Here is an 11,920-nt window from a genome sequence, read left to right on the forward strand (position 1 = left end):
ACGGCGGCGCTCCCGGCGTTCGTGGGTGTGCGCGGCGTTCGGTGGTGTGCGCGCCGACGGAGGCGAGCGTGCTTCCCGGTGTCATGCGCGGGACCGCCGCAGGACCCAGACGAAGTAGGGGGCACCGACCAGCGAGATCATGAGGCCCGCCGGTATCTGCGCGGGTGCGGCGAGCGTACGGCCGAGAGTGTCGGCCACGCACACCAGCAGCCCGCCGAGCAGCATCGCGACAGGGATCACACGGCCGTGCCGGGCCCCTACCAACGACCGGGCCAGGTGCGGGGCGACGAGTCCCACGAAACCGACGACGCCGATAGCGATCACACTGAGCGCGGCGAGTACCGCGGCGATCCCCAGAGCGGCGAAGCGTGTGCGTTGTGGCCTCACACCGACCACGCGCGGGGTGTCCTCGTCGACGGAGAGCAGGTCGAGCCGGCCCCGCATGGCGAGGAGCGCGGGGAACGCGAGGGCCAGCGCCACCGCGACCGGTACGACATCGGGAAAAGTGCGCCCGTAGGTCGTGCCGGAGAGCCAGGTGAAGATCCGCGGTGTGTTCCACGGATCGGCCCGCAGCAGGAGGAAGGTGGTGATGGAGCTGAGGCCGTACCCGCAGCCGATGCCGATCAGTACGAACCGGTCCGGCAGAAGGCCGCCTCGCCAGGCCAGCAGGGCGATCAGCCCGAACGTGGCGAGCCCCGTCACGACCGCCGCGGCGACGAGCAGCGGCCGGCCGCCGGACAGACCCGACGTCACGACGCTCACCGCACCCAGCCCGGCGCCCGCCGTGATTCCGAGCACCCCCGGCTCGGCCAACGGGTTGCGCACCGCGCTCTGCACCGCACACCCGGCCAGCCCGAGCGCCGCACCGGCCAGGACCGCGGCGGCCACCCGCGGAACCCGGTCGTCGAGCGCCCGGCCCACCAGGTCCGGGGCGCTCCCCCGCGCCCAGAGCGCGATGTCCCCCGTACGCAGCCAGAGGCTCCCCGCCAGGACCGCCACGACGACCGCCGCGGCCAGGAGCACCAGCACACCCAGCACGACCACGAGGAACACCCGGCGCGAGCGGATGCCGACCCGGGCGTGCGGCGGCTGCCGCAGTTGGCCCGTATCGCGCAGCCGCAGGGCCAGAACCACGATCACGACGGCGCCCAGCAACGCGGTCGGCACACCCGTGGGAATCGACGCGGCCCCCTCGGCGCCCTGGATCGCCCGCAGCGACGCGTCGGCGAGCAGGATCAGCAACGCGCCCAGCAGCCCCGACACGGGCACCATGAACAGATGCCGGTGCAGTGTCCCGACCCGCCCCGCGATCAGGCGGGTCAGGACGGGAGCGCCGAGTCCGACGAAAGCGATCGGGCCCGCGAGCGTCACCGCCGTACTGGTCAGAACCACCGCGCAGAGCACGGCCGTCACCCGGGTGCTCCGCACCGGTACGCCGAGGGAGGACGCGGCGTCGTCTCCGAGGTTCATCACATCCAGCCGCCGGGACAGCGCCAAAGCCGCACACAACACCGTCACCACGAGCGGCAGGGCCCGTAGCGACGCGTCGATGTTCAGCTGCGCGAGCGAGCCGCTTCCCCAGGCGAACAGACCGGTCGTGTTCTGCTTGAACAGGATGAGCAGCATCGCGGTCGCCGCGTCCAGGGCCATCGCCGTCGCCGATCCGGCCAGGATCAGACGGGTACCCGTCGTGCCCGCCGCCCGGCCCGCGAGAGCCAGCACGAGCACCGCCGCGAGCAGACCACCGGCGAAGGCGACCGCTCCCGAGGCCCACAACGGCACAACGAGACCGAAGGCCGCGACACACGAGAGCGTGAAGTAGGCCCCGGCGGTGACCGCCAGCGTGTCGGGTGAAGCGAGTGCGTTACGCGTGACGGACTGCAACAACGCACCCGCGGTACCGAGAGCGAAACCCACCGCTATGCCCGCGAACAGACGCGGCAGGCGGGAACCGGTCAGGATCTCGCCGACCGGCACCCCGCCCGACCGGTCCGGTTCACCGGCCAGGTGGCGGACCAGGTCCCCGACGCCGACACCCGACGTACCCTGCGTCAGGTGCCACGCACCCACCAGAGCCGTGACGATCACCAGGAGCGCCACAACGGCCACCCCGCCCGCACCGCCGCCGCCGTGGCCGTCGGGCGGCAGCGGTCCGCGTCCGGGTGCCGAAACGCGGGATGTGCTCACTTCTTGTCGAGCACGTCGACGTACGCGTCGATCGCCTGCGCACACGAACGCGGACCACCGGCACCCCACACGCGGGCCGGGAAGGAGTGCGCACGGCCTTCCTTCACAGCCGGGAGAGACTTCCAGACCGGGCTCTTCTCCAGCGCCTTGACATATCCCCCGACCCCTTCGTCATTGGCGTAGAAGAGGTTGGCGTTCCCGACCGCGGTGAGCCCCTCGACATCCGTCTGCGCCAGACCGTAGGAAGGATCCACGCCCCCGTCCCCGTGGGACTTGTTGACGTCGTTCGTCCACGCGGGCTTCATACCGAGCTGTTCACCTATCTCCGTGAACAAGGCGCCCTTGGCATACGGACGGACCGTCAGATTGCCCCCCTGGAGCCAGCCGTCGAAGAACAGGAAGTCCTTGGTCGGCAGACCCGCGTCGGCCACCCGCTTCTTCGCCGTGGCGAGGTGCTCGTCGAACTCCTTGAGCACCTGGTCGGCCCGCTCGGTGCGCCCGGTCGCCTTGCCGATCATGCTGAAGACGTTCCGCATGTTCCCGATCGGGTCGGCCGGATTCGCTCCGCGCGTGGCCATCACGGGGACGCCGCGCTTCTCCAGCTTCTTGATGGTCTCGTCGTCGGCCTTGAACGCCTCGACGACGATGAGGTCGGGCTTCGCCGCGTACAGGGTGTCGAGGTCGGGCTCCTCCCGGGTGCCGACGTCCGTCACGCCGCCGGGCAGCTTCTCCGCGCTGACCCAGGTGCGGTATCCCTTCGCGTCGGAGACCGCGGTGGGGGTGACGCACAGCGTCAGCGCGTCCTCGATCTGCTGCCACTCCAGGACGGCGATCCGCTTGGCCGGCTTGTCGAGAGTCACCTGACGGCCGACACCGTCCTTGAACGACACCGGCTCCGTCGAGGTCGCCGTGGTGTCCCCGGCGCAGCTCTTCGACGCGGGTGACGCGCTGCCGCCCGTCTCGACCTGGTCGACACTGGTGGTTCCACAAGCCGAGGCAGCGACAACGATCAGCCCCGCGGAGGCTGACACGGTCAGACGACGGACACGGTTCATGAAAAGTCCTCTTTCTTGTGATGCGTGGGAACGGCGGATACGCCGCCCCGGACGGAATGCCGCCCCAGTGGGTCGATGCGCAGACAGCCCGTACGGGCATCCACACCGACCTCGACTCGAATGTCGTAGACCGTGCCGATGTTCTCCGCGGTGAGGACATCGACGGGTGCGCCCACGGCGTGTACGCGACCGGAACACATCAGGACGAGTGTGTCCGCGACGCGGGCCGCCTGGTCGAGGTCGTGCAGCACGATCCCCACCGCGGCCCCGTGGTCCTCGACGAGATCACGCACCAGATCGAGCGTCTCGATCTGATAGCGCAGGTCCAGGTGGTTCGTCGGCTCGTCCAGCAGCACAACGCCGGTGTCCTGGGCCAGACAGGCCGCGAGCCAGACACGCTGCATCTCCCCACCGGAGAGTTCGCCAACGGGCCGGTCGGCCATGTCACGCACCCCGGTGACGCCCATGGCGTGTGCGATGGCGCTCCGGTCGTCGACGGACAGGCCGGCGAAGCCGCGCCGGTACGGGTGGCGTCCGAACGCGACCACCTCCCTCACCGTCAGCCCTTGGGGCGCGGGTCTCGATTGGGAGAACAGTGTGACCTCGCGTGCGAACTGGCGGGAGCTGAGAAGGGCCGCCTCGCGCTCGGGGTGTCCGTCGCGGGCGCCGAGCGTCACCCGGCCGCCGTCCACCCGGTGCAGTCGCGAGAGCGCGCGCAGCAGTGTGGACTTCCCGCTGCCGTTGGGTCCCACCAGAGCGGTCGCGTGACCGGGCCGCAACGTCAGCGAGACGCCGTGGACGACCGGCGTCCGGCCGTAGCGCAGCACCAGATCGTGGCCGCCGAGGGCTGCCTCCGGCGCGGCCGGATCGGCTCCGGGCAGCGTGACGCGGCGGGAGGGGTCTGTGAACATTGAGGGTTCCGGGTGGTTGGAGGAGCAACGACTGCGGCACCCTCCGTCCGGCCGTTGCCGACCGGGCCGCAGACTCTCCGGCGCCCGGAAACCACCCGTACGCGGCGAGCAAGAAAACTAAGGGTTGCCTTGCCTAACAAGGTGGAAGCTTATATTCCGATCACCATGTCGACAATCAGGAGTTCTGGACACCCAATACGGGATTCCGGACATCGACCGGTGTGCCGTCGCCCGTGTCGAAGAACGCGCCCGGTGTGGTTCCCATGACCCGCCGGAAGGCGGCGATGAAGGTGCTGGGCTGCGCGTAGCCGAGCGTCTCCGAGACGCTCTGCACATCGAGCCCCTCGGCGAGCAGCGTCAGCGCCCGATGGACGCGCAGCGCCTGCCGCCACTGCGCGAAGGACAGTCCGGTCGCGTGGCGGAACGCCCGGGTGACCGTGCGGTCGCTGGTTCCCAGCACCCGCGCCCACTCCTCCAGCGAGCGGGAGTCGGCGGGATCGTCGAGCAGGGCTTCGGCGATGGCGTCGATCCGGGCGTCGCCTGGCAGCTGCAGGGCGAGCTGGCGCTCCGACGGCTGGAGCACGTCGAACACGACCGACTCCGCCCGCGCGCGGGCCGCGGCGGCGAGATCGCGGCGGGCGAGATGGGTCAGCAGGGACTCCAGCACCGGCGTCATCGCGATCGCCACCGGCTCCTCGAAGACGAACGGCGTGCGATCGGGCACGAAGAAGGCGTCGTAGAACTCCGCACCCGCCGTCGCCCGCCCCGCGTGCACCACGTCGGCCGGCATCCACAGCCCGTGCCCCTCGGACACGGTGAAGATACGGTCCTCCACACGGGACGTCAGTGTTCCCCCGCGTACCCAGACCAGCTCGTGCAGAGGATGCGAGTGCGGCGCCCACTCCGTGGGTACGCGAGGAACCCGCGACCCGGCGATGATGATGGAGGCGGCCGCGGCCTGCTCCGGAAGCGCCGCGGCCCGGCGCACCACGGTGCCCGTCTCACGCCGCCACGTCCCGGGGCTCGCGGCACCACGAGACGATCGGACCATGGGAGGGAGTCTATCCGGGGCCCCGCGCCGGCACGGGAGGCCCCGTGCCGGTGCCTGCGCGGGCCCGTGCCGGTGCCTGCGCGGGCCCCGTGGCCGTGTTCGCGCGGCCCCGTGGCCGTACTCCCGTATGCCCTGGGTCCTGCTCGTCGGCCGGTATCGGTATCGGCCGACCGCCTGGCAGTCCGGCGACCGCCAAGACACTCCTGCTCCCCGCTCTCACAGGATCGGGTGGTCGTGAACCGCGTTGTGCTGCCGCTCCTCGGTCACGGGCGGCAGCACGACGCGGAAGGTCGCACCGTGTCCCGGCGCGGTCGTCAGTTCCACACGTCCGTGGTGGGCGACGACCAGGGACCGGACTATGGACAGGCCCAGTCCGGCGCCGGCTCCGGCCGCGCGGGTGCGGGAGCTGTCGGCGCGGTAGAAGCGTTCGAAGGCGCGCTCGGCCTGCTCCTCCGTCAGGCCGGTTCCCCGATCGGCGATCTCGAGAACCCCGTGGCCGTCGACGGTGCCCACGCCGATGCGTACCGGCGTGCCCGCCGGGGTGTGGGTGATGGCGTTGCCGACCAGGTTCGAGACGACCTGGCGCAGGGCCGCCTCGTCGGCCAGGGCGGGGGCGTGGGCGGGTGCGCCGCGACCGTCGGGGCCGGTGAGAGCGGCGGTCCGGGTGGGGTCCAGGGCACGGACGTCGTGCAGGGCGTCGACGGCGAGGGTGCGCAGGTCCGTGGGGGCGAGTTGCAGGCGGACGCCTCCGCGGTCCGGCCCGGCGGCGTCCGCACCGGCCTCGTCGAGTCGGGCGAGTGTCAGCAGGTCCTCCACGAGGCGGGCCAGGCGTTCCGCCTCTCCGGCGATGCGGTCCATGGTGCGGTCGACGTCACCCGGCGCGCAGAGGGCGCCCATGCGGTAGAGGTCGGTGAAGCCCTTGATGCCCACGAGCGGGGTGCGCAGTTCGTGGCTGGCGTCGGCGACGAAGCGGCGCATCCTGGCCTCGGAGGCGCCCTGGGCGGCGAAGGCCGTCTCGATCTGCCCCAGCATGCCGTTGATGACGGTGGCCAGCCGGCCGACCTCGGTACGGGGATCGGCCACGTCGGGGACGCGCTGGGACAGGTCGCCGGCGCCGATCGCGGTCGCGGTCTCCTCGATCCGGATCAGCGGACGGAAGCCCGAGCGTACGGCGAGTCGGCCGACCACGGCGAGTACGGCCAGCAGGACGGCGGCGGACGCTGACGGAAAGGGTCCACAGCCGGTCGGCGGTCGCGTCCGCCCCCGCCATGGAGGTGGCCACGGCCACGGACACGGCCTCCCGGCCTGATGCGGGATGCCACTGGGGGTGACGCTGACGGGCGCGCTCACCCTCGGTCCGCTGTTCTTCAGGCAGTCGCGCGGCCGACGGGCCACAGCCGGACCGCTGTTCGTCAGGGCGGTCACCGCCGCCGGGACCTGGCTGACGCTCCTCTTGGTCTCCGCGCTCCGCGCACGGGGGAGCCTGCTCCTGCCGCAGCCCGCCTTCCACCCCCACCGACAGCAGGCCGCCGCCCGAGTCGCCGGAGAAGCCCACCGTCCCGCCGACGGCCAGGCACACGAGCGCCAGAGCCGCCCGTAGCGACGAGGTCACGGACGAGGCGTCCGCGAGAGTGAGCCCCGCCAGCGCCACCGCGAGCATCGCGGCGAACGCCACGAGGGCCGAACCGGCACCCGCCGTCACGTTCTGCCGGCTCATGACGGACGGGACGCGGCCCGTCGGCGTACGGGAGCCCCGGGGAGCGTGCGAAGTAGTGCGCGAGGGAAGGCTGTTGTCCGGGGCGCCCGAGGTCACCGAGGTGTGCTGGCTCATGGGCAGGCAGTCTGGACATCACCTCCGGGATTTCCCTGAAAGGTCCTGGGAGAAAGCTGTGAGTACGGGGCGCACCGGGTCCGTCACGGGGGCCGGATGGCCGTCGAGGCCCGCCGCCACACGGGCGGCGGGCCTCGACGGATCGTCAGGCTCCGGACTGGACCGGGCCGATGACGGTACCGGCGGCCACCTGGAAGGTGCCCTCGGCGAAGGATGTGCCGGGGATCTCGCCGCCCGGTGCCGCGAGCGTGAACGACGCTTCGTCGGCGGCCTTGCCCTGCCCGTTGTTCGGGACCTGGATGTCGAAGTGGACCGGGTGGCCGGGACCGAAGGTCACCACGGTCTGCTGGCTGCCGTAACTGCCCGCGGTGATCCCCGTGTCCTTGCCGCCGTTCGAGAACCGTACGTCGGTGGGCGAGCCGGCCAGCTCACACGCCGCGTATCCACTCGGCGCGGTCAGTGTGACCCGGTAGTGGCTGTGTCCCGAGCTGGCCTCCGACTGGGTGATCTTCGCGAGGTGGTTGGCCGGACGGCAGGCGGAGGGGGCCCCGGCGCCGCCCGCCGCCGGGGCCGCCTGCGCGGCTCCGACACCTGCGGTACCCGCCAGCACAGTGGCCACGAGGGAGACAGCGATCTTCCGGTTGATACGCATCGTGAACGCTCCTTGCCTTGCTCTATGGCTCCGCGGGTGTTCGTGCCGTCAGAGCCATGGTCACCGGAAATCCTGCCCGCCCGTCCTGGCGGGGAATGTCTCAGGACGGGCACAGCGGTGTCACCGGCGCGTCGCCACCGGCAGGATAGGTTCCGACGTGTGTCGTCCGGCGGCCGGGCCGGGCCGCGGCGGCCGGTTCAGCGGCCGGTGGTCGGTCGTCCGTATCCGGGACGCGCGGGCCTCGCCGCCTCACCGCCTCGCCGCCTCGCCGCCTCGCCGCCTCACCTCACCTTCGGCGGGCGATGAGGACCGTGCGCGTCACCAGGGCACCGCCCCGGCGTCCTCGAAGAACTGGCCCGTCGGACCGTCGTCGGGCAGCGTCGCCAGTTCGACGGCGATCGCCGCACCCTGTTGGGGCGTGCGCACGCCGTGGAAACCGTTGAGGTCCGTCGCGACATAGCCGGGGCAGGCGACGTTGATCAGGATGTTCGTACCGCTCAGCTCCCGGACGTACTGGAGGGTGACGGCGTTCAGGAACGTCTTCGACGGCGCGTACGCCACGGCCACCGGCCCCGTCGACTGCGCCGCGTCGCCCCCGGACTGCCGGGTGAGGGAGCCGACGCTGCTGGACATGTTCACGATCCGCGGTGCGGCGGAGCGCCGCAGCAGGGGCAACATCGCGTTGGTGACGCGGATGACACCGATCACGTTGGTCTCCACGACCGTTCGGATGATGGCGGGATCGACCGAGGTCGGCTCCTGCGGCCCGCCCCCGGTGATGCCGGCGTTGTTGACGAGCACGTCGAGGTGCCCGGCCCGTTCCTCGATCAGCCGTGCGGCCGCGGTCACGCTCGCGTCGTCGGTCACGTCCAGCGCCACGCCGAACGCGTCGACGCCGGCCGCGCGCAGCCTCTCCACCGCGGCCGTACGGCGCCGGTCGTCGCGGGCTCCGACGCCGACGCTCCAGCCGAGGGCGCCCAGGCCCGCGGCGATCTCGTAGCCGATTCCCTTGTTCGCGCCGGTGACCAGCGCAATCGTTCGTTCGCTCATGGAGACCATGCTGCCCTCGGCACCGGCGAGAGGTCCAAGACCGATCAGGTCGACACCGATACCGTTCGGGTATCGATCCGCAGTAGCGTGGCCGCATGGAGACCCGGGAACTGCGGTATTTCGTCGCTGTCGCCGAAGAGCTGCACTTCGGGCGGGCCGCGCGGCGTCTCGGGATCGCGCAACCGCCGCTGTCACGGGCGATCCGGCAGCTCGAACGCCGGCTCGGGGCCGCACTGCTCGATCGGACCAGCCGCACCGTCACACTGACCGAGGCCGGCTCGGTGCTGCTGGTCGAGGGCCGGACGGCCCTGGAGGCGGTCGGCGCCGCCGAGCGCCGGACCCGCCGCGCCGCCCTTGCCAGGACCGGCAGCCCCGGCCTGGTCCTGGTCACGAAGGCCAGTGCGTCCAGCGAACTGCTGGCGAAGCTGCTCGACACATACGCCGCCGCACCCGGCGCGGTCCCCGTGGAAGTCATCCTGTGCGGCCCGGCCGAGCAGGGACGGCTCCTGCGCGAGGGGCAGGCCGACGTGGCACTGCTGCACACACCATTCGACTCGACGGCCGGATTCCACACCGAGGAGCTGAGCACGGAGGGCCAGGTCGTGGTCCTGCCCGCCGGGCATCCGCTCACCACCCGGGCCCATGTGCGCCTGGCCGACATCACCGGCCTGCCGGGCCTGCCCCTGCCACGCTGGCCCGACCCCGACGGCACCTACCCGCCGGGCCCCGGCCCGCGCGTCCGCGACCACGCGCAGTTGTTGCAGCTCGTCGCGCTCGGCCGGGCCTGCGCGGTCTCACCGGAGTCGTGCCGGGCCCAACTGCACGGTGACCTCGCCGCCGTGCCCGTGCTGGACGCGCCGGTGGTCGGCACCGTGATCGCCTGGCCACCGCACAGCCGGTCCAGAGCCGTCGCCGACCTCGTCAGGACCGCGACACTTCTCGCGTAGTTCCCATAGTTCCCACGCGCCCGGCCAGGTTCCCTTGCCACCCCAAGTCATATGATGATCGGAACTATGCAGCACCCGAAGCACCGCAAAAGCGAAATCGATGACCTCGCGCAGCGTGAGCTGACACGCCTGGTCTTCCGCGTCATGACGTGCCACCGGCTCCAGGCGTGGTCGGAGGGGACGAGCATCGCCGGACAGCGCGCGCCGGAGGAGGCGCGCCCGCGCCGCGGGAGTGCGGCCCGGGGCTCGCGGTGCCACGGTGCCCGCTGCGGCACGGGTGTCCCGCACCGCGCTGCGCGCGCTGATGCCGCATGACCGGCGCCGAGGCATTTCTGGAGACTCTCGCGACAAGCGGCCTGCCGCCCTTGCGCGGTCGGCGGCAGGTCGGCGACGACTTCCGCGCCGATGTCGTCACCCGCGAACTGGGGCCGCTGAGACTGGCCGAGCTGGTCACTCCGGAGGGCGAGTGCTTCAGGGACGTGCGGTCCGCTCGCGCCGCCGACAGCGAGTGGTGGCAGATCGAACTGGTGACGCGGGGACGGGTGCGTGCCGAGCAGGGCGGCGGCAGCGCTGAACTCGGGCCCACCGACCTGGTCCTGATCGACCCGGTGCGGCCGGTCCGGTTCGCCAGTACGGCGTCCACGCATGTGACCATGCTGGTTCCGCGGCGCTCGCTGCGGCTCGGACCGGACGACGCCACCCGGCTGGCCGGTGTGCGTATCCGTGGCGATCGCGGGCCCGGGGCCCTGGTGTCGTCGCTCGCACGCGACATGGCCCGGTCGTTGGACGGTTTCCGCGCCGACGAGGCGGACAGGTCGGCGGCAGCGGTGATCGAGCTGATCTCGGTGGCGCTCTCGGCGCAGCTGGGCCGGGTGCGTCCGGTCGCCGACGAGGCGTTGCGCAGCCGGATCGTCGGCTTCATCGAGGCGAGGCTGTCCGACCGGGGCCTCGGCCCGGCGATGGTGGCCGCGGCGCACCACATGTCCGTGCGCCAGTTGCACAAGCTCTTCGAGGCCCAGCCTCTGACGGTGGCGGCCCTGATTCGCCGGCGGCGCCTGGAGCGGTGCCGCGCGGACCTGGCCGGAACCGACCGCACTGTCGCAGCCGTCGCCGCCTGCTGGGGGTTCGCCGATCCGGCGCACTTCAGCCGGCTGTTCAAGGCCGCCTACGGGTACAACGCGGGGACGCTCACGTCCAACAACCGTGCGCGGACGGTCAACGCTTCCGCTGCCCGGCCGAGCGAGGATGGTCACTGAACGTACGGAGAGCGGAAAGGCGATCACCATGGAACAGTCGGTCGAAGCGATGAGCGCCATCCCGGCCCGGATGAACGAGGGTTGGAACCAGGGTGACGCCACCGCGTTCGTCGCCGATTTCGCGGATGACGCCGAGCTGGTGGACTTCGAGGGATCCATTCACAAGGGGCGCGAGCAGGTGATCGCGTTCAATCAGCCGCTCTTCGATACGGTGCTGAAGGGTTCCCGGCTGGTACGGGGAGAGGTGCCGTTCGCCCGGATCGTCCAGCCGGGCTGGGGCGTGGTGCACCACCGCGTCGGCATGGTGATGCCGGGCGAGGAGGAGCCGCCCCCGAGCCGTTATTTCATGCAGCTGCTCGCCGTGGTGTGGCAGAACGACCGCTGGGAAGTCGCCACGCTGCAGAACTCGCGCCTGGTCTCGTTGGAGACCGCGATGGCCCTGGACGCCGGGACCGCGGCCGGATAGGAGGGCCGGACCACCGCGCGGCAGGACCGTCCCTCAGCCGGGTCCGCCCTCCCCCGCCACCGGTATACCGGCCGCGCCCACCGCGCCCGCCACCGCGGGCGTCGGAGCGCCGGGCAGGACGTGGATGACCCCGTCGACGACTTCGACCCGGTGGGTGCGGACGGGCGTGCGGGCGGGCGGGCACGTGGGGTGTCCGGTGCGCAGGTCGAACGTCGCGCCGTGCAGCGGGCATTCGACCTGGCAGTTCTCGATCCAGCCCTGGGAGAGGGCGGCGTCCTGGTGCGTGCAGGTGTCGTCGATCGCGTACAACTCGCCATCGGCGTGGAACACGGCGATCGGCGGTTCCGTGTCGATACGGACGGCCTCGCCCTCGGGCAGATCCTCAAGGCGGCAGACGGGAAACACTGGCCCCCCTCACACGATCCAAATACGGTTGCGCATGACGCATCGCGGGGCGCGATGCGCAACAGAATCCTGGCCGGACGCCCGGCCGTCAAGTGCTTCCAGGGATGAC

General features: G+C 71.7%; 12 protein-coding genes. 4 read left to right on the top strand and 8 right to left on the bottom strand.

The genetic code is table 11. The annotated features are described in order from the left end of the window. Window positions 1–81: 81 nt before the first annotated feature. The 5 genes from DVH02_RS00985 to DVH02_RS01005 all read right to left on the bottom strand — a co-directional run bounded on the left by DVH02_RS00985 (window position 82) and on the right by DVH02_RS01005 (window position 6,392). The gene (locus tag DVH02_RS00985; RefSeq protein WP_114621739.1) at window positions 82–2,187 is read right to left on the bottom strand and encodes an iron ABC transporter permease; all 2,106 of its coding nucleotides are present in this window, start codon (window positions 2,185–2,187) and stop codon (window positions 82–84) included. Then, window positions 2,184–3,242 (bottom strand): iron-siderophore ABC transporter substrate-binding protein, encoded by a 1,059-nt coding sequence (locus tag DVH02_RS00990; RefSeq protein WP_114621740.1) that lies wholly within the window; start codon window positions 3,240–3,242, stop codon window positions 2,184–2,186. The genes DVH02_RS00985 and DVH02_RS00990 overlap by 4 nt, the downstream gene beginning before the upstream one ends. Then, window positions 3,239–4,153 carry an ABC transporter ATP-binding protein gene (locus DVH02_RS00995; protein WP_114621741.1) on the bottom strand — a complete coding sequence of 305 codons (915 nt, stop codon included), beginning with the start codon at window positions 4,151–4,153 and terminating at the stop codon, window positions 3,239–3,241. The genes DVH02_RS00990 and DVH02_RS00995 overlap by 4 nt, the downstream gene beginning before the upstream one ends. 175 nt (window positions 4,154–4,328) lie before the next feature. Beyond that, window positions 4,329–5,204: a helix-turn-helix domain-containing protein gene (locus tag DVH02_RS01000; RefSeq protein WP_114621742.1), complete on the bottom strand. Its 876-nt coding sequence runs from the start codon at window positions 5,202–5,204 to the stop codon at window positions 4,329–4,331. 216 nt (window positions 5,205–5,420) lie between these two features. Continuing rightward, window positions 5,421–6,392, bottom strand: coding sequence for a sensor histidine kinase (locus tag DVH02_RS01005; protein ID WP_325051312.1), 972 nt, complete (start codon window positions 6,390–6,392; stop codon window positions 5,421–5,423). Between the two features lie 127 nt (window positions 6,393–6,519). Here DVH02_RS01005 and DVH02_RS35850 point away from each other — a divergent pair, with 127 nt between their 5' ends. Then, window positions 6,520–6,804: a hypothetical protein gene (locus DVH02_RS35850; protein WP_233517973.1), complete on the top strand. Its 285-nt coding sequence runs from the start codon at window positions 6,520–6,522 to the stop codon at window positions 6,802–6,804. Window positions 6,805–7,180: 376 nt separating this feature from the next. On the opposite strand, the gene DVH02_RS01010 is transcribed toward DVH02_RS35850, so the two are convergent. Both DVH02_RS01010 and DVH02_RS01015 read right to left on the bottom strand, forming a co-directional pair. After that, window positions 7,181–7,687 carry a DUF4232 domain-containing protein gene (locus DVH02_RS01010; RefSeq protein ID WP_114621743.1) on the bottom strand — a complete coding sequence of 169 codons (507 nt, stop codon included), beginning with the start codon at window positions 7,685–7,687 and terminating at the stop codon, window positions 7,181–7,183. 318 nt (window positions 7,688–8,005) lie between these two features. Beyond that, on the bottom strand, window positions 8,006–8,737 hold the full coding sequence (locus DVH02_RS01015; protein WP_114621786.1) for an SDR family oxidoreductase: 732 nt from the start codon (window positions 8,735–8,737) through the stop codon (window positions 8,006–8,008). A 95-nt stretch (window positions 8,738–8,832) separates the two neighbouring features. On the opposite strand from DVH02_RS01015, the gene DVH02_RS01020 reads away from it, so the two are divergent. From DVH02_RS01020 to DVH02_RS01035, 3 genes are all read left to right on the top strand, one after another. Beyond that, on the top strand, window positions 8,833–9,684 hold the full coding sequence (locus DVH02_RS01020; protein ID WP_114621744.1) for a LysR family transcriptional regulator: 852 nt from the start codon (window positions 8,833–8,835) through the stop codon (window positions 9,682–9,684). Between the two features lie 311 nt (window positions 9,685–9,995). Beyond that, a complete protein-coding gene (locus DVH02_RS01030; protein ID WP_114621746.1) occupies window positions 9,996–10,940 on the top strand; it encodes an AraC-like ligand-binding domain-containing protein in 945 nt (314 codons plus the stop codon). A 28-nt stretch (window positions 10,941–10,968) separates the two neighbouring features. Then, on the top strand, window positions 10,969–11,406 hold the full coding sequence (locus DVH02_RS01035) for an SgcJ/EcaC family oxidoreductase (protein ID WP_114621787.1): 438 nt from the start codon (window positions 10,969–10,971) through the stop codon (window positions 11,404–11,406). A 33-nt stretch (window positions 11,407–11,439) separates the two neighbouring features. Here the strand turns inward: DVH02_RS01035 and DVH02_RS01040 are convergent, their stop codons facing one another. Then, window positions 11,440–11,811 (bottom strand): bifunctional 3-phenylpropionate/cinnamic acid dioxygenase ferredoxin subunit, encoded by a 372-nt coding sequence (locus DVH02_RS01040; RefSeq protein ID WP_114621747.1) that lies wholly within the window; start codon window positions 11,809–11,811, stop codon window positions 11,440–11,442. Window positions 11,812–11,920: the final 109 nt, after the last annotated feature.

Source organism: Streptomyces corynorhini (assembly GCF_003346515.1).
Lineage (GTDB): Bacteria > Actinomycetota > Actinomycetes > Streptomycetales > Streptomycetaceae > Streptomyces > Streptomyces corynorhini.

Excerpts from the sequence above, each read along its gene's own strand:
- DVH02_RS01015 (WP_114621786.1), bottom strand. The coding sequence starts at position 8,737 with ATGAGCGAACGAACGATTGCGCTGGTCACCGGCGCGAACAAGGGAATC.
- DVH02_RS00990 (WP_114621740.1), bottom strand. The coding sequence starts at position 3,242 with ATGAACCGTGTCCGTCGTCTGACCGTGTCAGCCTCCGCGGGGCTGATC.
- DVH02_RS01035 (WP_114621787.1), top strand. The coding sequence starts at position 10,969 with ATGGAACAGTCGGTCGAAGCGATGAGCGCCATCCCGGCCCGGATGAAC.
- DVH02_RS01020 (WP_114621744.1), top strand. The coding sequence starts at position 8,833 with ATGGAGACCCGGGAACTGCGGTATTTCGTCGCTGTCGCCGAAGAGCTG.
- DVH02_RS01000 (WP_114621742.1), bottom strand. The coding sequence starts at position 5,204 with ATGGTCCGATCGTCTCGTGGTGCCGCGAGCCCCGGGACGTGGCGGCGT.
- DVH02_RS35850 (WP_233517973.1), top strand. The coding sequence starts at position 6,520 with ATGCCACTGGGGGTGACGCTGACGGGCGCGCTCACCCTCGGTCCGCTG.
- DVH02_RS01010 (WP_114621743.1), bottom strand. The coding sequence starts at position 7,687 with ATGCGTATCAACCGGAAGATCGCTGTCTCCCTCGTGGCCACTGTGCTG.
- DVH02_RS00995 (WP_114621741.1), bottom strand. The coding sequence starts at position 4,153 with ATGTTCACAGACCCCTCCCGCCGCGTCACGCTGCCCGGAGCCGATCCG.
- DVH02_RS01030 (WP_114621746.1), top strand. The coding sequence starts at position 9,996 with ATGACCGGCGCCGAGGCATTTCTGGAGACTCTCGCGACAAGCGGCCTG.